Source organism: Paracoccus sediminilitoris (assembly GCF_003259195.1).
GTDB lineage: Bacteria > Pseudomonadota > Alphaproteobacteria > Rhodobacterales > Rhodobacteraceae > Paracoccus > Paracoccus sediminilitoris.
Genome location: NZ_QJPK01000006.1, coordinates 75,169 through 99,476, shown reverse-complemented (window position 1 = coordinate 99,476; position 24,308 = coordinate 75,169). Strand labels below are relative to the sequence as shown.

General features: G+C 64.8%; 20 protein-coding genes. 12 read left to right on the top strand and 8 right to left on the bottom strand.

What is annotated here, in order from left to right; translation table 11 throughout:
• Positions 1-252: 252 nt before the first annotated feature.
• Positions 253-1,575, bottom strand: a complete 1,323-nt coding sequence (locus tag DKT70_RS08250) for a sigma-54-dependent transcriptional regulator (protein WP_111558688.1) — start codon at positions 1,573-1,575, stop codon at positions 253-255.
• Positions 1,575-3,251 carry a sensor histidine kinase gene (locus tag DKT70_RS08245; RefSeq protein ID WP_111558687.1) on the bottom strand — a complete coding sequence of 559 codons (1,677 nt, stop codon included), beginning with the start codon at positions 3,249-3,251 and terminating at the stop codon, positions 1,575-1,577. Before DKT70_RS08245 ends, DKT70_RS08250 begins: the two co-directional genes overlap by 1 nt.
• A gap of 219 nt (positions 3,252-3,470) precedes the next feature.
• Here DKT70_RS08245 and DKT70_RS08240 point away from each other — a divergent pair, with 219 nt between their 5' ends.
• Positions 3,471-4,811, top strand: coding sequence for a dicarboxylate/amino acid:cation symporter (locus tag DKT70_RS08240; protein WP_111558686.1), 1,341 nt, complete (start codon positions 3,471-3,473; stop codon positions 4,809-4,811).
• Positions 4,812-4,863: 52 nt separating this feature from the next.
• On the opposite strand, the gene DKT70_RS08235 is transcribed toward DKT70_RS08240, so the two are convergent.
• Positions 4,864-5,388, bottom strand: a complete 525-nt coding sequence (locus DKT70_RS08235) for a redoxin domain-containing protein (protein ID WP_111558685.1) — start codon at positions 5,386-5,388, stop codon at positions 4,864-4,866.
• A 240-nt stretch (positions 5,389-5,628) separates the two neighbouring features.
• Between DKT70_RS08235 and DKT70_RS08230 the strand changes: the two genes are divergently transcribed.
• The 3 genes from DKT70_RS08230 to DKT70_RS08220 all read left to right on the top strand — a co-directional run bounded on the left by DKT70_RS08230 (position 5,629) and on the right by DKT70_RS08220 (position 9,835).
• Positions 5,629-6,312, top strand: coding sequence for a GIY-YIG nuclease family protein (locus DKT70_RS08230; RefSeq protein ID WP_158529976.1), 684 nt, complete (start codon positions 5,629-5,631; stop codon positions 6,310-6,312).
• Positions 6,313-6,479: 167 nt separating this feature from the next.
• Positions 6,480-7,631, top strand: coding sequence for an RsmB/NOP family class I SAM-dependent RNA methyltransferase (locus DKT70_RS08225; protein WP_111558683.1), 1,152 nt, complete (start codon positions 6,480-6,482; stop codon positions 7,629-7,631).
• Positions 7,632-7,717: 86 nt separating this feature from the next.
• A complete protein-coding gene (locus tag DKT70_RS08220; protein ID WP_233490485.1) occupies positions 7,718-9,835 on the top strand; it encodes an ATP-binding protein in 2,118 nt (705 codons plus the stop codon).
• Here DKT70_RS08220 and DKT70_RS08215 read toward each other — a convergent pair.
• Complete coding sequence (locus DKT70_RS08215; RefSeq protein WP_111558681.1) at positions 9,820-10,404, bottom strand: sulfotransferase family 2 domain-containing protein; 585 nt, start codon at positions 10,402-10,404, stop codon at positions 9,820-9,822. The two genes, DKT70_RS08220 and DKT70_RS08215, sit on opposite strands and share 16 nt — an antisense overlap.
• 242 nt (positions 10,405-10,646) lie before the next feature.
• Here DKT70_RS08215 and recA point away from each other — a divergent pair, with 242 nt between their 5' ends.
• The 4 genes from recA to DKT70_RS08195 all read left to right on the top strand — a co-directional run bounded on the left by recA (position 10,647) and on the right by DKT70_RS08195 (position 15,682).
• A complete protein-coding gene (gene recA, locus DKT70_RS08210) occupies positions 10,647-11,717 on the top strand; it encodes a recombinase RecA (protein WP_111558680.1) in 1,071 nt (356 codons plus the stop codon).
• Between the two features lie 156 nt (positions 11,718-11,873).
• Positions 11,874-14,531: an alanine--tRNA ligase gene (gene alaS / locus DKT70_RS08205; protein WP_111558679.1), complete on the top strand. Its 2,658-nt coding sequence runs from the start codon at positions 11,874-11,876 to the stop codon at positions 14,529-14,531.
• Positions 14,528-14,827: a DUF1330 domain-containing protein gene (locus tag DKT70_RS08200; RefSeq protein WP_111558678.1), complete on the top strand. Its 300-nt coding sequence runs from the start codon at positions 14,528-14,530 to the stop codon at positions 14,825-14,827. The genes alaS and DKT70_RS08200 overlap by 4 nt, the downstream gene beginning before the upstream one ends.
• 60 nt (positions 14,828-14,887) lie before the next feature.
• On the top strand, positions 14,888-15,682 hold the full coding sequence (locus tag DKT70_RS08195; protein ID WP_111558677.1) for a class II glutamine amidotransferase: 795 nt from the start codon (positions 14,888-14,890) through the stop codon (positions 15,680-15,682).
• Between the two features lie 4 nt (positions 15,683-15,686).
• On the opposite strand, the gene DKT70_RS08190 is transcribed toward DKT70_RS08195, so the two are convergent.
• Together DKT70_RS08190 and gatB are read right to left on the bottom strand one after the other, a co-directional pair.
• Positions 15,687-15,992 (bottom strand): hypothetical protein, encoded by a 306-nt coding sequence (locus DKT70_RS08190; protein ID WP_111558676.1) that lies wholly within the window; start codon positions 15,990-15,992, stop codon positions 15,687-15,689.
• 83 nt (positions 15,993-16,075) lie between these two features.
• On the bottom strand, positions 16,076-17,587 hold the full coding sequence (gene gatB / locus DKT70_RS08185; RefSeq protein ID WP_111558675.1) for an Asp-tRNA(Asn)/Glu-tRNA(Gln) amidotransferase subunit GatB: 1,512 nt from the start codon (positions 17,585-17,587) through the stop codon (positions 16,076-16,078).
• A 294-nt stretch (positions 17,588-17,881) separates the two neighbouring features.
• Between gatB and DKT70_RS08180 the strand changes: the two genes are divergently transcribed.
• Positions 17,882-18,499: a lytic transglycosylase domain-containing protein gene (locus tag DKT70_RS08180; RefSeq protein ID WP_233490484.1), complete on the top strand. Its 618-nt coding sequence runs from the start codon at positions 17,882-17,884 to the stop codon at positions 18,497-18,499.
• A 52-nt stretch (positions 18,500-18,551) separates the two neighbouring features.
• Here DKT70_RS08180 and DKT70_RS08175 read toward each other — a convergent pair whose 3' ends face one another.
• Positions 18,552-19,937: a dipeptidase gene (locus tag DKT70_RS08175; RefSeq protein WP_111558674.1), complete on the bottom strand. Its 1,386-nt coding sequence runs from the start codon at positions 19,935-19,937 to the stop codon at positions 18,552-18,554.
• Between the two features lie 163 nt (positions 19,938-20,100).
• On the opposite strand from DKT70_RS08175, the gene hemA reads away from it, so the two are divergent.
• Positions 20,101-21,330 (top strand): 5-aminolevulinate synthase, encoded by a 1,230-nt coding sequence (gene hemA, locus DKT70_RS08170; protein ID WP_072298333.1) that lies wholly within the window; start codon positions 20,101-20,103, stop codon positions 21,328-21,330.
• 109 nt (positions 21,331-21,439) lie between these two features.
• On the top strand, positions 21,440-22,759 hold the full coding sequence (locus DKT70_RS08165) for a helix-turn-helix domain-containing protein (RefSeq protein WP_111558673.1): 1,320 nt from the start codon (positions 21,440-21,442) through the stop codon (positions 22,757-22,759).
• Between the two features lie 46 nt (positions 22,760-22,805).
• On the opposite strand, the gene DKT70_RS08160 is transcribed toward DKT70_RS08165, so the two are convergent.
• Positions 22,806-23,855: a dipeptidase gene (locus DKT70_RS08160; RefSeq protein ID WP_111558672.1), complete on the bottom strand. Its 1,050-nt coding sequence runs from the start codon at positions 23,853-23,855 to the stop codon at positions 22,806-22,808.
• Between the two features lie 127 nt (positions 23,856-23,982).
• Here DKT70_RS08160 and DKT70_RS08155 point away from each other — a divergent pair, with 127 nt between their 5' ends.
• Positions 23,983-24,306 carry an antibiotic biosynthesis monooxygenase family protein gene (locus tag DKT70_RS08155; protein ID WP_111558671.1) on the top strand — a complete coding sequence of 108 codons (324 nt, stop codon included), beginning with the start codon at positions 23,983-23,985 and terminating at the stop codon, positions 24,304-24,306.
• Positions 24,307-24,308: the final 2 nt, after the last annotated feature.

The window sequence follows — 24,308 nt, the reverse complement described above, 5'->3', positions numbered from 1 at the left end:
CATTCTAAAACAGTATAAGTTTACTCTAATCTTGGCCAGATCATGAGAAATCCCCCTGACTTAGCAAAGGTTTACTTCTGCGCAATTTATTGTTTTCTTGCGCAGGCTATTCCTTGTCGCGATCAAGCAGCCAGTTCTCAACTGATTGAATCGATATACTTTTCCGATTCTTAGAATCAGCCGTCAGGCACATCCTGCGCACGCCTTTCTTTTCGTTGGCAGCGTGACGGGGGCAGGCGCCGATCCCGCCCCTCAGGACGGGTCGCGATAGCTGGCGGGTTTGATGCCGTGCCGGCTCAGCTTGTCATAGAAGGTTTTGCGGGGCAGGCCCAGCATCTCCATCGCCTGTGTGGCGTGACCCTGGCAGTCGCGCAGAGTGTCGCGGATCAGCGCCGCCTCATAGGTGGCAACCATCTGGGCCAGCGGGGGGCGGGCAGGGACCGGGTTCGCGGCATCCTGATCCAGCCCCAGCAGGTGATGCTCCGCAAAGGCCTGCAATTCCCGCAGGTTTCCGGGCCAGCGATGCGCGGCCAGATGGGCCAGCGCCAGATCCGTCATCGGCGGCGCGCTGCGTGACAGGCGGTCGGCGGCCGATTGCAGGAAATGGCGGAACAGCGCGGGGATGTCCTGCATGCGCTCGGACAGGGGCGGGACTGTGACGATGGCGCGCGACAGGCGGTAATACAGGCCCGGATGCAGATCGCCCTGCGACGCGGTTTCGGCGGTGGCGATGATCTGCAGGTCCAAGGGCCGCGGGGCGGCGGCGCCGGCGGGCCAGAATTCCGCCGCCTCGACCAACTTCAGGAGGCGCGTCTGCGCGATCTGCGGCAGGGCGGCGACATCGTCCAGGCACAGGATGCCGCGATGGGCCTTTTCCAGCAGGCCCGGCGCGCGGGCATGGCGCGCCTGCGGTCCGCCATCCTGGCCCAGCAGGGTGGCGTCGATCCGGTCGGGCGTCAGGGTCGCGCAATCCAGCGTCACGAAGGGCTTGGCGCGCCGGGGACCCTGCCTGTGGATGGCCCGCGCGACCAGCGACTTGCCCGCCCCGCCGGGGCCGGTGATCAGGGCATCGCTCTGGGCGTCGGCCACCCGCATCAGGCTGTCGCGCAGCTGCTGCATGGCGGGGCTGTCGCCCATCAGCGGCGGATGGGCCAGCGCGGCATCGGTCTGGGCCTGCCGCAGGCGGCGGTTTTCCAGCACCAGCCGCCGCGACGACAGCGCACGGCGCAGCGCGGCGGTCAGCACGTCCGCGGCGACGGGCTTGGTCAGGAAATCATAGGCCCCTGCATGCAGGGCGCGAACCGCCATCTGGACATCGCCATGCCCCGTCAGCAGGATCACCGGCAGATCTGCATCCATGTTGTGCAGGCGCTCAAACAGCTGCAATCCGTCCATGCCCGGCATGCGCACATCCGACAGGACCGCGCCGTCGAAATCGGGCGTCAGCATGGCCAGCGCCGAAGCCGCATTCGCGAAATCCTGCACCGCGATGCCTGCGATGGTCAGCATCTGCGCCAAGGCCGCGCGCAGGTCGTCATCGTCGTCGATGAGGCAGATGCAGGGGGCGGGGGGCATCAGGCTCTCCTCAGGGTCAGGCGGAAGGTGGCGCCCTGGCCGGGGCTGGTGGGGTCCAAGGTCAGATCGCCCCCGAAATCGCGGGCGATATCGCGCGAGATGACCAGACCCAGCCCCATGCCCTGGGGCTTGTCGGTGGCAAAGGGCGTGAACAGGCGCGCGGCCCCTTCGGCATCCAGACCCGGCCCGTTATCGGTGATGGTCAGGGTGACGGCATCGGCGTCCCAGTTGGCCGCCAGCCGGATCCAGGGGTCGGCGCAATCCTCTTGGGCGTCATGGGCGTTGGTCAGCAGGTTGACAAGGATCTGTTCCAGGCGCACGGATTCCGCCCGCACGTACAGGTCGTCGGGCAATTCCGGCAGGTCGAACCGCATCGCGCTTGCCCTTCTGCGGCTGGCCGTCAGCATCAGCGAGGCCTGGATGGCCTGGTCCAGCGACACGGGCTGCAGCGTCCCCGTCGCCTTGCGAGAAAACCCGCGCAGGCGGTCGGTGATGACGGCGATGCGGTCGGTCATGCCGATGATGCGCGTCAGGTTGTCGCCTGTGGCCTGCGTCGCCTGCGCGGGCAGCAGCGCGCGGCCGTTTTCCGCCAGCAGGCGGATGGTGGCCAAGGGCTGGTTCAGCTCATGCGCGACGCCGGCGGTGATCTGGCCCAGGGTCGCCAGCTTGTTGGCCTGCACAAGGTCCGATTGCAGGCGGATCAGGCGCTGTTCGGCGGCCTTGCGTTCTCGCATCTCGTCCGAAAGGGCGCGGGTGCGGGCCTGGACGGCGTTTTCAAGATCGGCGCGATAGGCGGCCTGCGCGCGGGCCTGCCGGGCGGCGCGGCGCATCCGGGCGGCGGTCAGCGCGGCGACGATGCCGCCCAGCAGAACGACCAGCAGGGCGGTCCCCGCAGCCAACCCTGCAATGCGCCGTGCGCCTGCGGTGGGCGTCTGCACCACCAGCCGCCAGTCGCTGCGGCGCAGGGGCACGCGCGTCGTCACCAGACCGCGCGAAGGCGGCAGGGGCTGGAACCTCAGCCGGGGCCTGCTGGTGATCAGCACCCGGTCGTCATCGCCCAGAACAAAGGTCGCGTCGCTGTCGCGGGCCCATGCGCTTTCCAGCTGGTCGAACTCGATCTTGACGACGATGACCCCGATGGGACGGCCCGTGTCGCGGATATCATGGGCCAGATACAGCCCGTGCCGACCACTGACGGTGCCAAGCGCATATTCCTGGCCGGTGCCTTGCCGGATCGCCTGCTGGAAATAGTCGCGGAACCCATAATCATGCCCCACGAAGCTTTCGGGCCGGTCCCAGTTCGATGCCGCGACCGTGCGCCCCGACGCGTCCATCAGATAGATCACGCTGCTTTGGGTTTCCTCGCGCAGCAGGTCCAGCTTGGCCGACACATCCGCGTCGGACAGGCGTCCCGCACGCAGGGTCGCCACGACCTGCTGATCAACTGAGAGGACCATCGCGACGGCACGCTGTCGGTCGAGGATGCTGTCCAGCGCCAGGGCCCGTGTCTGGGCGGTTGCCAAGGCCGCTTGCGTCAGGCGCGCCACTGCGGCCCGTTCGGTCAGATGCCAGGTCGCCAGGGGAACCGTCAGCATCAGCAGGATCGACAGAGCGATGACGACGGAGCGGCGGAAGGGCGGGCTGGCCGAATCGGCGTGTCGGGCGGTGACGGACATGGGCGTGGGCCTTGATGGGGCGCGGCGGCCCGGTGTTTCCTTTCCGACACTAGCAGATGCGGATCGTGTGGGAAACCACACAGGAAACGACCCCTTCGGCGGCAGGAAAGCCATGTTTTCAATGCATTGCTGTCATGCAACGCCGCCCTTCGGAACCGTCCCGCAATCCTTATCCTGCCCGCCATATTCCTGACACATGCAAAGGTAGGAGGAGACCCCATGCAGTTGGATCCATCCGCGCAGCCCCATGCGCCGACCCACAAACCCTTCTATGCCCATCTCTATTTCCAGGTCGTGACCGCCATCATCTGCGGCGCGCTGGTCGGGCATTTCTTCCCCCAGACCGGCGAGGCGCTGAAGCCCCTGGGCGACGGCTTCATCAAGCTGGTCAAGATGATCATCGCGCCGGTGATCTTTCTGACCATCGTGACGGGCCTGGCCGGCATGGGCAGCCTGCGGGGCGTCGGTTCGGTCGTGGGCAAGGCCTTCGCCTATTTCCTGACCTTCTCCACGCTGGCGCTGATCGTTGGGCTGATCGTGGCCAACGTGGTCCAGCCGGGCAGCGGCATGAACATCGACCCCGCCACGCTGGATGCCAGCGCGGTCACGGGCTATGCCGAAAAGGCGCATGAAACATCGCTGACCGGCTTTGTTATGGACATCATCCCCAGCACGCTGGTTTCGGCCTTTGTCGAGGGCAACATCCTGCAGGTGCTGTTCGTGGCGATCCTGTTCGGCATCTCGATGATCCTGATCGGCGACAAGGCCAAGCCGGTTCTGGCCGTCTTCGAAAGCGCCAGCCTGGCGATCTTCCGCGTCGTCGACATCCTGATGAAGGCCGCCCCCATCGGCGCCTTCGGGGCCTTCGCCTTCACCATCGGTAAATACGGCATCAGCGCCGTCGCCAACCTGGCGGCGCTGGTCGGCACCTTCTATCTGACCTCGGCGCTGTTCATCGTCGTGATCCTGGGCACGGTCTGCCTGCTGAACGGGTTTTCGATCTTCAAGCTGATCGCCTATCTGCGGACCGAGATCCTGCTGGTGCTGGGCACGTCCTCCTCTGAATCCGCGCTGCCTTCGCTGATGGAAAAGATGGAGCGGGCAGGCTGCGCGCGTCCCGTCGTAGGCCTGGTCGTGCCGACCGGCTATTCCTTCAACCTGGACGGCACCAACATCTACATGACGCTGGCAGCGTTGTTCATCGCGCAGGCGACGAACACGGATCTGTCGCTGCAACAGCAGATCCTGCTGCTTCTGGTGGCGATGCTGTCATCGAAGGGCGCAGCGGGTGTCACCGGGGCGGGCTTCATTACGCTGGCCGCGACGCTGTCGGTGGTGCCGACGGTGCCTGTGGCGGGAATGGCGCTGATCCTGGGCGTCGACCGCTTCATGTCGGAATGCCGGTCGATCACCAACTTCATCGGCAATGCCGTCGCGACCGTTGTCGTCAGCCGGTGGGAAGGGGCGCTGGACCGCGATCAGCTGAACGCAGCACTGAACGGCAACCTGCCCGAGGCCGCCGAGGAGGCGCTGGTGCCCGATGGTCCCGCCGCGCGGTGACCGCAACCTGACCGGAATGGAAAAGGGGGCCCGCTGTGGCCCCCTTTTCGCGTCATGCCCTCCCGCGAATGGGATAGTCGTTTTCCAGAATGAATTTCAGCCCCGACAGCAGGTCGTCGACGGTCGGACGCGCGAAGGGCACGTTCTGCAGATAAAGCGAATAGATCCGCCCGTCGGGATAAAGGACCGCAATGCCCGGTTCGGCAAAGCGCACAGGTTCGGCATCCTTTTCCTTGTCCGAAATGAACAGCCCCCAAGCACGCGCCGCATCCTCCGACAGGGCATGCCCGACATGCAGATCGCCCAGGTCCCATTCCTGCTGCTGGCGATCGAAACGTTCGCGTTCATCCATCGAAATGGCCGCCACATCGACACCCAGATCGCGGAATTCGCCCTGACGCCGCGCCAGCTCCTCTATCTGTTTCTTGCAAATCGGGCAGTGGATACCGCGATAGAAGAAGATGGCCGTCATCTTATTGTCGGGCGTGGCCGGCAGGGCAAATGCGTTACCTTCGTGGTTATGGGCCTCGATCAGGGGGGCAAGCTGGCCGGGGATGGGCGTGGTGTGATGGGTCATGGTGTTCCTTATCCGTGAACGGTGAACTTGGGCCCCCAACGCGGCCGCGCAGGCGCGGTTGCAGAGTGTTCGAAAAAACGATTGCGTGAATCGCGCCGGTGTTAACCATTTGTTCTTGCGCAAATCGGCGCTTTTTCCTAATTCGGTTCAAAAGGCTAGGGGTGGTTCCTGATACGTTTCGGAACGATCCGGCCAGCAGAAGGCTCGGTGCACGGGTCCGGCAGACAAAGGAACCCGTTCTTGGGCATCAAAGGCAAGCAACTTCGGACCGTGCGCGGCAGCTTCGACCTGTCCCGGACCGTCATCGTCGGATCGCCGACCAATCCCAACATCGTCTATGGCTATCGCTTTCCCAGCCACCCGCGACGCATCAAGATAGGATATTCCAGCCGGGGCCTGTCGCGGGTGGCCGAACAGGCGACCGCCTTTCCCGAAAAGCCGATCATCGAATTCGTCATCCATGACCGCCGCGCCCGCACCATCGAAGGCGCCTTTCACCGTGCCCTGCGCGGTCGCCAGGCCGATACCATCGGCACGGAATGGTTCGACGCATCCTGGGGCGACGTGCTGGCGGTGTCGCCGGTGCTGCGCAAGGCCAGCGTCGCCTATAACATCGTGCTGGGAGCCAAGATCATCGGGGCGGCCTTGCTGGGATTGGCGGGGTTGATGCTCTATCCGCTGCTGCTGGCGATGATCGCGGCGCTGCTGAGGGGGGCTGCGATGGCGCCCTTGTGGGATTTCGGCCGCGACTATCTGGAAGGGGTCATCGCCCGCCCGCCTTCGGACAGTCTGGCGATGGCGCGATACCTGTTGCGGCAGGCGGCGATCCGGGATGTGCCGGGGTTGGTCCATCTGGTCGCGCTGGTGCCGGTGCCGCTGCTGGCCTGGTTGCCCTTCGCGCGCGTCAGGCCGCAGGCCTTCTGACGGTCACGTCCCCGCGTATCACGCAATCCTGACGCGGGGACCCGCTTGCGGCCGCCCCCCGCTTGAGCGCATGGTTTCGACCGTGCTAGGCCGAAGGCCGTTCGGGCCGGGCAGGCCGCAAGGGGGTGACAGATGCACAAGGAATTTTCCCAAAACGGGCCGGTGACGTGACGCCCGGCGCACGGGTTGCCGCCGCGATCACGGTTCTGGACCAGGTGCTGGCCGGGATGCCGGCGGAACAGGCGCTGCTGCGCTGGTCGCGGGGCAGCCGCTTTGCCGGATCGGGCGACCGGGCCAGGTTGCGCGATCTGGTCTTCGGGGCGCTGCGTCAGCGCGACAGTCTGGCGGCCTTGGGCGGGTCGCTTGACGGTCGCGGACTGATGATCGGCCATGCCCGCCGACATGACATGGATATCGCCGCGCTTTTCTCGGGCGAGGGGCATTCCCCCGCTCCCCTGACCCAGGCCGAGCGTGACCATGTCGCGCCCGCCACCTTGCCCGACGATCTGCCCGATTGGATCAGGCCGCGCTGGCACGCCTCGCTTGGGGATCAGGCCGGGCAGGTCGCGGCACTGATGGCTGATCGCGCACCGGTCTGGTTGCGGGTCAATCCGCAGCGTGTCCACCCCGACAGCGCCGTCGATCTGCTGCAATCCGAGGATATTCCCACCCGTCGCGCCGACGACCTTCCCACGGCGCTGCAGGTGACGGGCAATGAACGAGCAGTCGCGCGTTCGGCGCTTTATCGCGATGGCGGGATCGAGCTTCAGGACCTGTCGCCGCAGCTGGCCTGCGCCGCGCTGCCCCTGCGGGCCGATGACCGGGTGCTGGATTACTGTGCAGGCGGGGGTGGCAAGACCTTGGCGCTGGCCGCACGTGAACCCAAGGCCCGATACGAGGCGCATGATGCCTTGCCCGCCCGCATGGGCGACCTGCCCGAACGGGCCGAGCGTGCGGGCGTCCCCGTGCGCATCCTGCGCAAGCCCGAAGGCAGCTATGATCTGGTCGTGGCGGATGTGCCCTGTTCGGGCACCGGCACATGGCGGCGCACGCCCGACGCGAAATGGCGGCTGACGCAGGATCAGCTGGTCCGCCTGACCGAAGTGCAGGCCCAGATCCTGGACCAGGTCGCGCCCATGGTTCGGCCGGGCGGTCATCTGGCCTATATGACCTGTTCGCTGCTGGATGACGAAAACGACGATCAGGTTCATGGTTTCCTGTCGCGTCATCCCGGCTTTGCGCTGGTCCAGGACCGGTCATGGACGCCCATCGACGCGGGCGACGGGTTCTATCTGGCGGTGATGGCGCGCCGGTCCTGATGCCGCGGCGCGGGATCACGGTTAACGGCCTGTTAAGGTTGGGTCGGATAGGCAGAGGATCGTCAAGGGACAAAAGGACGATTCGCATGGTGCATCTGGACCAACGCGCAGGACTGCCGAAGGGGGCGATCGCCGCCCTGCCGCTGTTGCTGACACCCATGGTGGCGGGGGCGGGCATCCTGGCTGTGGTGCCGGGGGCCGCGACCGGACTGACGGCGGTGGCCGTGGGGACGGTTTCGGTGGCTTGGTACCTGCTGGGCGGGGCGGTCGGGTTGTCGCACCTGTCGCGCGGCATGGCCGCCAGGCGCGCCCTGTCCGCGATCCGGTCCGAGGTTGCGGCTTCTGCCGAACCGATCTGGCTGTGCGACGCCGATGGCCTGGTGCTCTATCAGAACCAGTCCGCCCATCTGGCTTTCGAGGATCTGACCGGCCGCAGCATCCTGTCGCTGATGACCCGGCTGCGTGCCGACGCGCCCGGCCACCTGCAGCAGATGTCCAGCCGCGCCCTTCGGCTTGGCAGCGCCGAGATGGACCTGCCTGAAGGCAATGTCCTGACGCTCAGCTGTCTGCCGGACGCGCCGCTGCAGGTCTGGTCCTATTTGCGTCCGGGCCAGATGGCCGAGCCTTTCCAAGTCCCCATGGATCTGGAGGACGCCGAGGATCGTGACGAATTCGATGCCGTCCCGGTGGCCCTGCTGCGCCTGCGATGTGACGGCGTGATTTGCCGCGCGAACGCCGCCGCCCGCGCGCTGCTGGACGGCATGCTGACAGGCGCCCTGGATCAGAACATCACTCAGCTTCTGGACGGACCGGGCAGGCCGCTGACCGACTGGCTCTCCGACATGTGCGCCGGGCGCGCCGTGAACCGGACCGAGATGCTGCGCCTGCGCCACCCCGACAGCCGCAACGGCGACATGCGCGACCGTCATTTCCAGGTGGCCCTGGCGCGCGACCCGTTGGACCCCGACCAGCTGATCGCCGTCCTGACCGATGCCAGTGCCCTGAAGACGCTGGAGGCGCAGTTCGCGCAAAGCCAGAAGATGCAGGCCATCGGTCAGCTGGCGGGCGGCGTGGCACATGATTTCAACAACCTGTTGACGGCGATCAGCGGGCATTGCGATCTGCTTATGCTGCGCCATGACAAGGGTGATCCGGATTTCGCCGATCTGGACCAGATCAGCCAGAACGCCAACCGCGCCGCCGCGCTGGTGGGTCAGCTGCTGGCGTTTTCGCGCAAGCAGACGTTGACGATGCAGATGCTGGACCTGCGCGACACGCTGGCCGATCTGACCCATCTGCTGAACAGGCTGGTGGGCGAACGGGTGGGGCTTACCATCATCCATGATCCGGCCCTGCACGCCATCCGCGCCGACAAGCGGCAGTTGGAACAGGTGATCATGAACCTGGTGGTGAATGCCCGCGACGCCATGCCGACGGGCGGCGACATCATCGTGCAGACCCGCAATGTCCATCTGGACACCCCCGAACATCGCGACCGCGTCACGATGGCCCAAGGCGATTACGTCGCGATCACCGTGCGCGATGCGGGCAGCGGCATCGCGCCCGACCACCTGGAGAAGATCTTCGATCCCTTCTTCACCACCAAGAAGGCTGGCGAGGGGACCGGCCTGGGTCTGTCCACCGCCTATGGCATCGTCAAGCAGACCGGCGGCTATATCTTCTGCGACAGCGAGCTGGGCGGAGGCACGACCTTCACGATCTATCTTCCCGCCCATGCGCGGTCGTTGCTCAAGCCGGCGCCGGTGGCAGCGCCCGTCGGGCGGGCGGCACAGATGGCGCCCGGTCCCAAGGGTCGCGTCCTTCTGGTCGAGGACGAGGCCCCGGTGCGGGCCTTCGCGTCACGCGCCTTGAAGCTGAAGGGCTTCGAGGTGGCCGAGGCCGCCTCGGGCGAAGCGGCGCTGGAACTGCTGGAAAAGGGCGATCGGCAGATCGACATCTTTGTCACCGATGTGGTGATGCCGGGGCTGGACGGACCGTCTTGGGTGCGCCAGGCGCTGAAGCTGGTGCCGCAGGCCCGCGTTATCTTCATGTCCGGCTATACCGAGGATATCTTTGTCGACGGTCAGGTCCCGGTTGCCGACGCGGCCTTCCTGGCCAAGCCTTTCACCCTGACCGAGCTGACGGAACTGGTCCGCACCCGTCTGGCCAGCCCGGACCCGCAACAACCTCACAAGGTGTCGTAAAGGTCCAGGTCGAAGGACATCGCTTGGCGCAGATCGCGTTCGGCATCGCCGTCCAAGTGCACATCGACACTGGGGGGGACGTTGATGCGCGGCAGTTCGATCGCGCAATCCAGGCGATTTTCGAGGAAATCGACGAAATCCTGGATGTGTTCGTACTGAAAGATGCAATCGACGCTGCGCAGCCCTTCGGTCAGGAAGGCGCCCTGCGATCGGATGCCCAGTGCCTCGGGGCCGCCTTCGCGGGCATATTCGGTGGCGAAATCGGCAAATGACATCCCCTCCATCGCGTGGTGGGGATCTTCGTGATCGTCGCGCAGCTTGAAACGGTACCAGCTGCGCAGCCAATCCACCGGTTCGCGCATCAGCGCGACGGTGGTGAAGCGGTCCCCGGTCTGTGCTTCCAGCCAAGGGCCAAGATGGCGGTGATAGGTGCCGATATCGGTATGCTTCAGCTGCGCGGGGCGTTGCAGAGCGGCGGATGCCAGCGATTCGAGTGCCATTTCAATGGCGCTGGACCCCGCCTTGGGGGTCGCCAGAAAAACCAGTCTCTGATCCCAGAATATCAGCATTCGCAGTCGCTCCGATCATGTGGTTTGCTGCAATCGAGCCGTGGATATCGATCGGGCGCTGCGGTGTAAACGCTTTGTTAACCCGTGACGGGTCAACGTGGTCGAGGCGAATCAATTATTAACCACGCCATGCTTGAAAAGCCGGGGGCGATGGCGCATGTATGTGCGAACAAGGCGTGAACATTCGTTCCGTCGATGTGATTGCCCAGCCCGTTGGGCTGTGAAATAACGATGGGAATGACATGGCACAGGCGAGCATTTTCGACATGACCGACAAACGCACGGCAGACAAGCAGAAGGCGCTGGACAGCGCCCTGTCCCAGATCGAACGCCAGTTCGGCAAGGGCTCGATCATGAAGCTGGGCAAGGACAATCCCGTGGGCGAGATCGAGTCGACCTCGACCGGTTCGCTTGGTCTGGACATCGCGCTTGGCATCGGCGGGTTGCCCAAGGGCCGCATCATCGAGATCTTCGGGCCCGAAAGCTCGGGCAAGACCACGCTGACGCTGCATGTGGTGGCCGAGGAACAGAAGAAGGGCGGCGTCTGCGCCTTTGTCGATGCCGAACACGCGCTGGACCCGCAATACGCCAAGAAGCTGGGCGTGAACCTGGACGAGTTGCTGATCAGCCAGCCCGACACGGGCGAACAGGCGCTGGAGATCGTCGATACGCTGGTGCGTTCGGGTGCGGTCAGCTTGGTCGTGATCGACTCGGTCGCGGCGCTGACGCCGAAATCGGAAATCGAAGGCGACATGGGCGACATGCAGATGGGCAGCCAGGCCCGCCTGATGAGCCAGGCGATGCGCAAGCTGACCGCCAGCATCGGGCGTTCGAACTGCATGGTGATCTTCATCAACCAGATCCGCATGAAGATCGGCGTCATGTTCGGGAACCCCGAAACCACCACCGGCGGCAACGCGCTGAAATTCTATGCCTCGGTCCGTCTGGACATCCGCCGCACCGGCTCGGTCAAGGACCGCGACGAGGTGACGGGCAATACGACCCGCGTCAAGGTGGTCAAGAACAAGGTCGCGCCGCCCTTCCGGCAGGTCGAATTCGACATCATGTACGGCGAAGGCATCAGCAAGGTCGGTGAATTGATCGACCTGGGCGTCAAGGCCGGCGTCGTAGAAAAATCGGGCGCTTGGTATTCCTATGGCGATGAACGCATCGGGCAGGGGCGTGAAAACGCCAAGCAGTTCCTGCGCGACCGTCCCGAAGTGGCCTTTGCCATCGAGGACAAGATCCGCGCCAGCCACGGCCTGGAATTCGGCAGCGGCGAAGGCGAGAGCGAGGAACTGACCGAGGATTGATCCCGGTCACAACTTGATCTGACAAGCGCGCGGGGGATCATCCTCCGCGCGCTTTCGTTTGCGATTGCTGGACAGCCGCACGGGCTGGCGATAGACCAAGCACCAAGCCCGGCCTGGCCGGAAGCAGCCAGAACATATTTGCGATGAAGGCCCGCCATGCCCAGTCTGAACGACATCCGATCCACCTTCCTTGGATATTTCGAAAAGAACGGCCACCGCGTCGTGGACAGCAGCCCGCTTGTGCCGCGCAACGACCCGACGCTGATGTTCGCCAATTCGGGCATGGTGCAGTTCAAGAACCTGTTCACCGGCCTGGAAACACGCGATTACAATCGCGCCACGACGGCGCAGAAATGTGTCCGCGCGGGTGGCAAGCATAACGACTTGGACAATGTGGGCTATACCGCCCGCCACCACACCTTCTTCGAGATGCTGGGCAATTTCAGCTTCGGCGATTACTTCAAGGCCGAGGCCATTCCCTATGCCTGGGAGCTGCTGACGAAGGAATTCGGCATCCCCAAGGACCGCCTGCTGGTCACCGTCTATCACACCGATGACGAAGCCGCCGCGATGTGGAAGAAGGTCGCGGGCCTGACCGACGACCGCATCATTCGCATCCCCACATCGGACAATTTCTGGCAGATGGGCCCGACCGGCCCCTGCGGCCCCTGCACCGAGATTTTCTTCGACCATGGCGACAAGATCTGGGGCGGCCCTCCGGGCAGCAAGGATGAGGATGGCGACCGCTTCATCGAGATCTGGAACCTGGTCTTCATGCAGAACGAGCAGTTCGAGGACGGCTCGATGCGCGCGCTGGACATGCAGTCGATCGACACCGGCATGGGCCTGGAACGCATCGGCGCACTGCTGCAGGGCAAGCACGACAATTACGACACCGACCTGATGCGCAGCCTGATCGAAGCCAGCGCGAACGTCACCAGCGCCGATCCCGACGGTCCCGGCAAGGTGCATCACCGCGTCATCGCCGATCACCTGCGTTCGACCAGCTTCCTGCTGGCCGATGGGGTGATGCCCAGCAACGAAGGGCGCGGCTATGTCTTGCGCCGCATCATGCGCCGTGCGATGCGCCATGCCCACATGCTGGGCGCGCAGGACCCGGTCATGCACAAGCTGGTGCCCGAACTGGTCCGCCAGATGGGCGCGGCCTATCCCGAACTGACCCGTGCGCAGCCGATGATCGAGGAGACCCTGCGGTCCGAGGAAACCCGCTTCCGCCAGACACTTGACCGTGGTCTGCGCCTGCTGGACGACGAACTGGCCAAGCTGCCCGAGGGTGCCAACCTGCCGGGCGAGGCGGCCTTCAAGCTGTACGACACCTTCGGCTTTCCGCTGGACCTGACGCAGGACGCGCTGCGCGAAAAGGGCCGTGCTGTCGAAACCGAAGGCTTCGACAGCGCCATGGCCGAACAGAAGCGTATGGCGCGTGCGGCCTGGTCCGGTTCGGGCGAGGCGGCGGATGCCTCGGTCTGGTTCGAGATGGCCGAGAAGCACGGCGTCACGGAATTCCTGGGCTATGACACCGAAACCGCCGAGGGTCAGGTTCTGGCGCTGGTCACCGATGGCGCCGAAACCGCCGAGGCGGGCGAGGGCACGACGGTCAGCATCGTCGTGAACCAGACGCCCTTTTATGGCGAAAGCGGTGGTCAGGTCGGCGATACCGGCCTGATCAAGACCGATACGGGGGCCGCGCGCGTAACCGACACCAAGCGCGTCGCCGGGGTCTTTGTCCATATGGCCAAGGTCACGATGGGCACCATCAGCCGCGGTCAGGGCGCGACACTGACGGTCGATCACGACCGCCGCGGCGCGATCCGGGCCAACCACTCGGCCACGCATCTGCTGCACGAGGCGCTGCGCCGCGCGCTTGGCGATCACGTCGCACAGCGCGGCAGCTTGAACGCGCCCGACCGCCTGCGCTTCGATTTCAGCCACAATCACGCCGTCACGCCCGAGGAGATGGCGAAGATCGAGGCCGAGGTGAATGACTTCATCCGCCAGAACAGCGCGGTCGTCACCCGCATCATGACGCCCGACGACGCCCGGGGCATGGGCGCGCAGGCTCTGTTCGGCGAAAAATACGGCGACGAGGTTCGCGTCGTGTCGATGGGCAGCCTGGACGGCAGCGGCAAGGGCGCCGACGGGGCGACCTATTCTCTGGAGCTGTGCGGCGGCACCCATGTGTCCCGCACCGGCGACATCGGTGCCTTCGCGCTGCTGGGCGACAGTGCCTCCAGCGCGGGTGTGCGCCGGATCGAGGCGCTGACGGGGCAGGCGGCGATGGATCACCTGCGTGATGCTGACCGCAAGCTGACCGAAATTGCGGGGATCCTGAAGGCGCAATCCGCCGAGGTGGTGAACCGCGTCCGCGCCATGGCCGACGAACGCAAGGCCCTGGCCAACGAGGTTGCGCAGCTGAAGCGCCAGTTGGCCATGGGTGGCGGTGGAGCCTCCGAGGCGAAAGAGATCGCCGGCATCAAGTTCATCGGCCGCAAGGTCGAGGGCGTGGGCGGCAAGGAACTGGGCGCGCTGGTCGATGAGATGAAGGCCCAGCTGGGCAGTGGCGTTGTCCTGGTCCTGGCGGAAGCCGACGGCAAAGCGACGGTGGCTGCTGGCGTCACGGGCGATCTGACCGAGCGGGTCAGCGCCGTGACCATCGTGCAGACCGCGACCACCGCCTTGGGTGGCAAGGGCGGCGGTGGCCGTCCCGACCGTGCCCAAGGTGGCGCACCCAGCCTGGGTGCCGCCGACGCGGCCTTTGCCATGGTGGAACATTTGATCGGAGAAATCGCATGACCGCGCTCTGGATTGCCCATGTGACCGTCACCGACGCCGATGCCTATGGCCGCTATGCCAAGGAAGCGGGCCCCGCCATTGCCCAGCATGGCGGCGTTTTCCTGGCGCGCGGTGGTCGCTATCACCAGCTGGAGGGCAACGACCGCGCGCGCAACGTCGTCGCCCGCTTTCCCAGCCTGGAAGCGGCGGTTGCCTGTTATCACAGCACCGAATACCAGGCGGCGCTGGCCCATGCCAAAGGCGCAAGCGAACGCGACCTTGTGATCGTGGAAGAAACGCCGCCCGCCGCGGAATAAGATGATTGCGTCATACCTTTGTGCTAGATCTGTCACAAAGAAGACGCAAAGGGGCAGGGCATGTGTCGTTGGGCGGCCTATCTGGGCCAGTCTATCTTCCTTGAGGATATCGTCAGTCTGCCGGCGCATTCGCTGATCCGGCAGTCGCAGGGCGCGATGCGCTGCCCCACGCCCGTCAATGCCGACGGCTTTGGCCTTGCATGGTACGGCGAACGATCGGAACCCGGGCTTTATCGCGATGTCCTGCCGGCCTGGTCGGACCCGAACCTGCGCAGTCTGGTCGGGCAGGTTCGGTCGGGGCTGTTCATGGCGCATGTCCGCGCCTCGACCGGGACGGCCACCAGCCGCAACAACTGTCATCCCTTTGCCGTCGGCCGGTGGAGCTTCATGCATAACGGGCAGTTCGGCGGCTATGACAGCTATCGCCGGCATGCCGATGCGCTGATCCCCGACGACCTTTACTCCCATCGCAAGGGCGCGACCGACAGCGAGGCGCTGTTTCTGATCGCGCTTGGGCAGGGTCTGGATCAGGACCCCAAGGGGGCAATGCAGCGGGCCATGGGGTTGATGGGGGATCTGGCGTCAAAGCGGGGCGAGGCGCCGCATGTCCGCGCGGCTTGCGCGCTGTCCGACGGAGGTCGGCTTTTCGCCCTACGCTACAGCAGCGACGAACATGCGCCATCGCTTTATTACCGGTGGTCGGCGTCGCGGCAGGGATGGGCGGTCGTGTCCGAACCGTTGGAAACCGACCAGGGCGACTGGTCCGAGGTCCCCCCGGGCAGCTTCTGCATCTTTGACGGCGACACCGTCGCGACCAGCAGCTTCTGCCCGGACAGCCTGCAGGCGGCGGCCTGAGCGATCAGAACTTGGGGTCGATCGCCGGTTCGGGCTTCTGGGGTTTCGGTGCGGCCTTGCCCTTGCCCGTCGCGCGACGGAAGACCAGCACGTTGTGATAGACAGTAGTGCGCCCGGTCAGGCCGCTGCGTTCCTCCGAAGGCAGGACATCGGCGCGCAGGTATTCCCACCCTTCGGCCGCCATGCTGTTCAGCTGTGCCGTCAGCGCCAGCGCATAGCGGTCGGTTGGTGTCTTGGCATCCTTGTCCTTTTCCCCACGCATGGGGGCAGCAACGACGGAATATTCAAAGCCCGGTTCAGAAACGCCCATCTTGATCCTGCCATTCGCGAAAGTCGGGGCCGTGCCCGGTGGGAAAGGGGAATGACCCCGCCGTGACGGGCGGGGTCACGATGTCACTGCGCCAGCTTCTTGGCGACCAGTTCATTGACGGCGGCGGGGTTGGCCTTGCCACCGGTGGCCTTCAGAACCTGACCGACGAACCAGCCTGCCAGTTTCGGGTTGGCCTTGGCCTTTTCGACCTGTGCGGGGTTGGCGGCGATGATCTCGTCCACGGCGGCCTCGATCGCGCCAAGGTCGGTGACCTGCTTCATGCCGCGTTCCTCGACGATGGCAGCCGGGTCGCCGCCCTCGGTCCACAGGATCTCGAACAGGTCCTTGGCGATCTTGCCGGAAATGTCGCCCTTGGCGATCAGGTCTACCACGCCGCCCAGCTGCGCTGCCGAGATGGGCGAGGTCTGGACCGTCAGCCCTTCCTTGTTCAGCCGGCCGAACAATTCGTTGATGACCCAGTTCGCGGCCATCTTGCCGTCGCGACCCGATGCCACGGCCTCGAAGAAATTGGCGTTTTCCAGTTCGGCGGTCAGCACGCCCGCGTCATATTCCGACAGGCCCATGTCCTTGACGAAGCGCGCCTTCTTTTCATCGGGCAGCTCGGGCATCGCGGCGGCGATGTCATCGACCCAAGCCTGCTCGATCTCCAGCGGCAGCAGGTCGGGATCGGGGAAATAGCGATAATCATGCGCCTCCTCCTTGGACCGCATCGACCGCGTTTCGCCCTTGTCGGCATCATACAGCCGCGTTTCCTGCACGACCGTGCCGCCATCCTCGATGATGGCGATCTGGCGGCGTGCCTCGTATTCGATGGCCGCCTGGATGAAGCGCATCGAGTTCATGTTCTTGATCTCGCAGCGCGTGCCCAGATGGCTGAAATCGCCGGTTTCCTGGAAGCGCTCATAGGCGCCGGGCTTGCAGACCGACACGTTCACGTCGGCGCGCAGGTTGCCGTTCTGCATGTTGCCATCGCAAGTGCCCAGATAGCGCAGTATCTGGCGCAGCTTGACGACATAGGCGGCGGCCTCTTCGGGGCCGCGGATGTCGGGGCGGCTGACGATCTCCATCAGGGCGACGCCGGTGCGGTTCAGGTCCACGAAGGACATGTTGGGGTCCATGTCGTGGATCGACTTGCCCGCATCCTGTTCCAGGTGGATGCGTTCGATGCGCACGTGGCGGGCGACGCCCGGACCCATGTCGACGATGATCTCGCCCTCTCCCACGATGGGGTGGTACAGCTGGCTGATCTGATAGCCCTGCGGCAGGTCGGGATAGAAATAGTTCTTGCGGTCGAAGGCGCTGCGCAGGTTGATGTCGGCCTTCAGGCCCAGGCCCGTGCGGACGGCCTGCGCCACGCAGAATTCATTGATGACCGGCAGCATGCCCGGCATGGCGGCATCGACAAAGGCCACATTGCTGTTCGGCTCGGACCCGAATTCGGTCGAGGCGCCCGAAAACAGCTTGGCATTCGATGCGACCTGCGCGTGAACCTCGAGGCCGATGACAAGTTCCCAATCGCTTTTGGCGCCTTGGATCACCTTGGGCTGCGGGGCGGTATAGGTCAGGTCTAGCATCTGATAGGGCCTCATCGTGCGGCGGATCGGTCGTTGCGCGGGTTTTAGGGCAAGGCCGCGGGATTGTCACGGCCTGCCGCAAGGCCATCTGCCGATCGCCCTCCGAATCGTCACGATGGACACGCCAAACGAATTGCGCGTGTGTTTTGCCGAGTTTGGGAAGGCCATCGGCGGGAATCCGACACATCCGTCGCCGCGCGGTGGCACGTTCCCGCCGACGCCGGAACGCGTCGCTTGCGGCATTTCGGGCTTCGGCTAAGCCAATGTCTGACGAAACTGACCCACGAGGTTCCGATGCGCGCTGCGCTGTCCCTGGCCGCTTTGGCCGTTCTTGCCGCCTGTTCCACACCGCCCGTTGCCGACAAGGCCGAGGCCGTGAAGATGGAGGCCGAAGAGCTGGCCCTGGTCGCCGAGCCGCCGATGCGGTGGGACGCGAAAGGCGGGTCCGATGCCTGGACCCAGGCCACATTGGCCGCGCTGGACAAGGAAGGCGTGACGATCATGTCGCGCGTTCCCCAGGACATCAACGAATTCTGCCCCAATTACCGCCAGCTGACCCAGACCGGGCGCAAGGCTTTCTGGGCGGGGCTGCTGTCGGCGGTCGCCAAGCATGAAAGCACCTATAACCCGCAGGCAGCCGGTGGCGGTGGCCGGTGGCTGGGTCTGATGCAGATCGCGCCCGCAACCTGGCGCCATTACGGCTGCAGCGGCAATATCCGCAACGGTTCGGACAACATGACCTGCGCGGTCAAGATCATGTCCCATCAGGTCGGGCGCGACAATGCCGTCGCCCATGATGGCCAAGGATGGCGCGGCGTCGCGCGCGATTGGGCGCCGATGCGCAGTTCGTCCAAGCGCGCCGACATCGCAAACTGGACGTCCAGCCAAAGCTATTGCAGCGCCAAGGGCTGATCCCTGGTGCCATCGGATGGGAAGGGGCGGCACCGGGTGCCGCCCCTTTTTGTCAGCGCAATGCCGCCAGGATGCGCACCCAGGACCGCGCGCCCTTGGCAAAGCTCTCGACGTCGTATTTTTCGTTCGGGGAATGGATGCGGTCGTCGTCGCGGGCAAATCCCACCAGCATCGAATCCGTGCCCAGCAGCTCCTTGAAGTCGCCCGCGATGGGGATGGACCCGCCGCCACCGATATAAGCGGCCTCTTGGCCCCATTCCTGGGTCAGCGCGTCCTTGGCCTGGCCGAAGGCTGGATCGCTGATGTCCATGACGCTGGCGGGGCCGGCGCCGTGATCGTGGAATTCGACCCGGCAATCGGCGGGGACGAAGCGGCGCACGTGATCCTGGAAAGCCTGGCGCACGGCCTGCGGGTCTTGGGTGCCGGTCAGGCGGAAGCTGACCTTGGCGCGCGCCGTTGCCGGCAGCACGGTCTTGAACCCGGCCCCGGCATAGCCGCCGGCGATGCCGTTGATTTCGGCGGTGGGCTGGTTCCAGACCATCTCCAACGGCGTGCGGCCTTGTTCGCCGATGGGCTGGGACAGCCCTACGCGCGACAAGTAATCGGTGGCGTCAAAGTTCAGCGCCTGCCAGTCGCGGGCCAGTTCCGGCGACAGGTCGGCCACGCCGTCGTAAAAGCCGGGCAGGGTGACGCGGCCCGTGTCGTCCTTCAGTGCTGCCAGCGCCTGCGCCAGGATCATGATCGGGTTGGCTGCCAGCCCGCCGAAGCTGCCCGAATGCAGATCGCGGTCGGCGGCGTGAATCACGACCTCCTGCCCCACCATCCCGCGCAGCTGCGTCGTGATGGCGGGGCGGCCATCGGCATAGCGCGCGGTGTCGCAGATCATCGCCAGATCGGCGCGCAGATCGTCGGCATGCGCCTGCAGGAAGGGCCGCAGAGAGGGAGATCCTGACTCCTCCTCGCCCTCGAACAGCAAGGTCAGGTCGTTGGGCAGGGCGCCATGCACCGACTTCCAGGCGCGGAAGGCCTCGACGAAGGTCATCAGCTGACCCTTGTCATCGGATGCGCCGCGGCCACGGATGACGGGACCGTCGGGCGTTTCCTCGATCGCGGGTTCGAAGGGCGGGCTGTTCCACAGATCCAGCGGGTCGACCGGCTGCACGTCGTAATGGCCATAGAACAGCACGGGACGTGCATCGCCTGCGGGTGATTTCGCCACGATCATCGGATGGCCCGGCGTGTCGTGCAGCGTCACGTCGAAACCAAGGTCGCGCAGCTGGGCCACCAGCCATTCCGCAGCCTGCCGCACGTCGCCCTTATGCGCCGGATCGGTCGAGATCGAAGGAATGCGCAGGAACTCCAGCAGCCTGTTCAGCGCCGCATCCAACCCCTTGTCCAGTTGCGACAGCATGTCCTGCGTCGATGCATCTTCCACCATGTTTCCCGCCTTTCCGAGAATAATTGTCGGTTTTCGGACTGGACCTTTTGTCCCAGCCCGACGTTTTCGACTGTCATTTTCGCGGCTTGCCCTTTATTCAGGTGGGGCCGCGCGTGGTCGGACCATGATCGCACCCAGCCAGCTATGCAAGGGAACGCCCGCAATGAAATATGATGCCGCACTGGACCAGGCGATTTCGCGTCTGCACGATGAGGGACGCTATCGCACCTTCATCGATATCGAACGCGCGAAAGGCCGGTTTCCCCAGGCCGTCTGGAATCGTCCGGATGGCCAACAGCAGGAAATTACCGTCTGGTGTGGCAATGACTATCTGGGCATGGGCCAGCATCCCGTGGTCCTGGCCGCCATGCACGAGGCGCTTGACGCCACCGGTGCAGGTTCGGGCGGGACGCGCAACATCAGCGGTACCACGGTCTATCATAAGCGGCTGGAGGCCGAGCTGGCCGACCTGCATGACAAGGAAGCGGCGCTTGTCTTCTCAAGCGCCTATATCGCCAATGATGCGACCCTGTCGACGCTGCCCAAGCTGTTTCCCGGGCTGATCATCTATTCCGACGAATTGAACCATGCCTCGATGATCGAGGGGATCAAGCGCAATGGCGGTGCCAAGCGCATCTTCCGCCACAATGACGTCGCCCATCTGCGCGAATTGCTGGAGGCTGACGATCCGGCGGCGCCCAAGCTGATCGCCTTTGAATCCATCTATTCCATGGATGGCGATTTCGGCCCCATCGAGGCGCTTTGCGATCTGGCGCAGGAATTCGGCGCACTGACCTATCTGGACGAGGTGCACGCAGTGGGGATGTACGGTCCCCGCGGCGGTGGCGTTGCCGAACGCGACAACCTGTCGGGGCGCATCGACATCATCAACGGAACGCTGGGCAAGGCTTTCGGGGTCTTCGGTGGCTATATCGCGGCCAGCGCCAAGATGTGCGACGCGATCCGCTCCTATGCGCCGGGCTTCATCTTCACGACGTCTCTGCCACCTACGGTTGCAGCGGGGGCGGCCGCTTCGATCGCCTTCCTGAAGACCGCCGAAGGCCAGGAACTGCGCGACGCCCAGCAGCTGCACGCCCGCATTTTGAAGATGCGGCTAAAGTCGTTGGGCATGCCGATCATCGATCATGGCAGCCATATCGTCCCCGTCCATGTCGGCCATCCGGTCCACTGCAAGGCACTGTCGGACATGATGCTGCGCGATTACGGCATTTATGTGCAGCCGATCAATTTCCCCACCGTTCCGCGCGGTACGGAACGCCTGCGCTTTACGCCCTCGCCGGTGCATGATCCCAAGCAGATCGACCATCTGGTGCGCGCGATGGATACGCTCTGGTCACACTGCGCGCTAAATCGCGCCGAATTGAGCGCATAGACAAATCGCCCCGTGAACTGCTCTCGCCCGCGTGATAACGTGCGGGTAAAGAAGCAGCGTGACTCTCCGATTCGGAGAGTGCGCATAACCGTCGGATGAGGCAATCGGGATGAGCAGGCTGCGGGCAACACACCCAGCAGAGGAGTACGCGCAGGTGGAGGACGGCAATCAGTTCCTCGACGATGACACGCGTCTGGGCGACCTGATGCGCGGTGAACGGGCCACATTGGGCAAATCGCTGCTTGATGTGCAACGTGAACTGCGGATCCGGGCATCCTATGTCGCGGCCATCGAGAATTGCGACATTTCCTCGTTCGACACGCCAAGCTTCGTGTCGGGCTATGTCAGATCCTATGCGCGCTATCTGGGCATGGACCCGGATTGGACCTTCCGTCGCTTCTGCGCGGAATCGGGCTTCATGCCGACCCATGGAATGGCGCCTGCCGCGTCGGGACCCAAGCCCGCACGCCGTCCGTCCGACCCCGCCGAGGCGCTGGCCAATCCCCGTGCGCTGTTCATCCCGCAGGAGCAGAGCTTCTGGTCGGATATCGAACCGCGCGCAATCGGGGCGATCTTCGTCCTGATGGCGCTGATCGGCGGTCTGGCCTATGGCGGCTATGCCGTCCTGCAAGAGGTCCAGCGCGTCACCCTGACCCCCGGCGACGACATGCCCGGCATTGTGACCGAACTGGACCCCACCCAGGGTGCAGGCCTGTCCGATCCGGCGCTGGACGGGGCCGAAGGCGCGGAAATTGCCCGCAACCTTCCCCAGCCCGAGTCGCTGGACCGTCTTTATCGTCCCCAGATCCTGGAAGCCCCGGTCATGACCGCGCGCGACGGCCCCATTGCCGCCATCGATCCCGGTCTGCTGGATGGCGGCCCCAGCGTGGATTCGATCATCGCATCCGCAGGCCAGATCACCCAATTCCCGCAGCCCCAGGCGGGCGTGGCCATGCCGGGTGAAGTTGCAGGCCCCGTGGCACCCGCGGGTGATCAGCCGCTGGTCGGCCCTCGCGTGGCCGATACCGGCGCGGCAACCGAAACCGTCGTTCGCACCTTGGCCCCCGACGCCCCCGAGGTTCAGTTGATGGCTGTCCGTCCGGCATGGGTGCGCGTCACCTCGGCCGATGGCACGGTGCTGCTGGAAAAGATCATGGATGCGGGCGAACGGTTCACGCTACCCAAGCTGGAAGAGGCGCCGAGTCTGCGCACCGGCAATTCGGGTGCGGTCTATTTCGCCGTCAATGGTCAGGCTTATGGACCCGCAGCGCCCGGTGCACAGGTGATCAGCAAAATCGAGCTTTCGACCGAGAGCCTGACCGAACGTTATGCTTTGGCCGATGTCAGCTCGGACCCCGAACTGGCGCAGATGGTGGCCGTGGCGCAGATCGCGCCAGATCCGGAACAGGATACCAAAACCACGGAATAATCTTGAAACTGCCGGGCCCCACGCCCGGCAGTTTCCGTTTTGGGGATCAGTTCTTCCAGGTCCGCTTCAGAACGCCGATCCAGTTGTCGCAGGCGATCTTGGCGATCAGCGCATCGCCATAGCCATGGTTGCGCATCGCATCGATCAGCGTCGGCAGGGCGCTGGCATCGGGGATATCCTGAGGCATCAGCGCGCCGTCGAAATCGGACCCGAAGGCGACGCCATCTTCGCCCAGGATGGACAGCAGGTGGTCCAGATGGCGCAGCATGACGTCCAACCCTTCAAGCGGCAGGCGCTTGCCATCGGGCCGCAGGAAGCTGGAAGCGAAGTTCAACCCCACCAGCCCCTTGCTGTCGGCAATCTGGCGCAGCTGCCGGTCCGTCAGGTTCCGCGAGCTTTCGCAGATCGCGTGGACGCCGCTGTGGCTGGCGACCAGGGGGGCATCCGACAGGGCGGCGATGTCGTTGAAGCCGGCCTCGTTCAGATGCGACAGGTCCAGCATGATGCCAAGCGCGTTGCATTCCGCCACCATGTCGCGACCCGCCTGCGTCAGCCCCGTGCCGATATCGGGCGAGGCCGGAAAGGCGAAGGGCACCCCATGGGCAAATTGTGTCGGGCGCGACCAGACCGGGCCAAGCGAGCGCAGCCCCGCCGCGTGCCACAGGTGCAGGTCGTCGGGGGTGCGGATGGCCTCGATCCCCTCCATATGCATGATGGCGGCGATCTTGCCCTGATCCATCAGGTCTGCCAGATCGGCCACCTTGCGCGCGATGCCCAGGGTGCCGGTCCGTTCCAGCGACAGCAGCGCAGCCGCCTGCGCGAAGGCATGGGGCAGGGCTTCGTCGGCCGGGATCTGATCGGGCAGGGGCATGTGGAAGGGCGGGTTTTCCATCTTCTGCTGCGCGTCCGGGTCGCTGAAACCCGCAGTCGAAGGAACCCAGATGGCGAAGAACCCGCCTGCCATTCCGCCCTGCTTCATCCTTGGCAGGTCCAGATGGCCGGTGCCGTCACCCTTCAGCCACAGATCCGCACCCCCCTGTCCGGCGGCCACCACGCGTTGCAGAAAATCGTTATGCCCATCGAAGATGCGTGTCATGTTGCGTTCCCCTGTCCTGTTTGGGCGCAAGATGCACAGCATGCAGCCCCGGCGCAATGGTATCTGCGGGCTTTGCGAAACGACGGCGCGCGATTAGGCTGGACGCGATCAAGCAAGGGGGGAAACCATGCCACAGATCATGTCCGATTTCACCGGCCAGACCGTCATCACCACCTTCGAGGTGACACCGGGCAGTGCCCATGACGTGCTGGACCTGCTGACGGCGGCCTGGGAACAGGTCATCAGCCAGCAGCCGGGCTGCATCGGCGGTGCCATCCATCTGAACGACGCGCAGACCCGGATCGCGACCTATTCCCAGTGGAACCAGCGCGGCGATTACCAGGCGATGCTGCGCAGCCCCGAAATGCGCCGCCGCAACCGCGAGATCCACGACATGTGCAAAAGCTTCGAGCCGGTGATGTACGAGGTGCAGGCCGTCTTCGGCCGCTGATG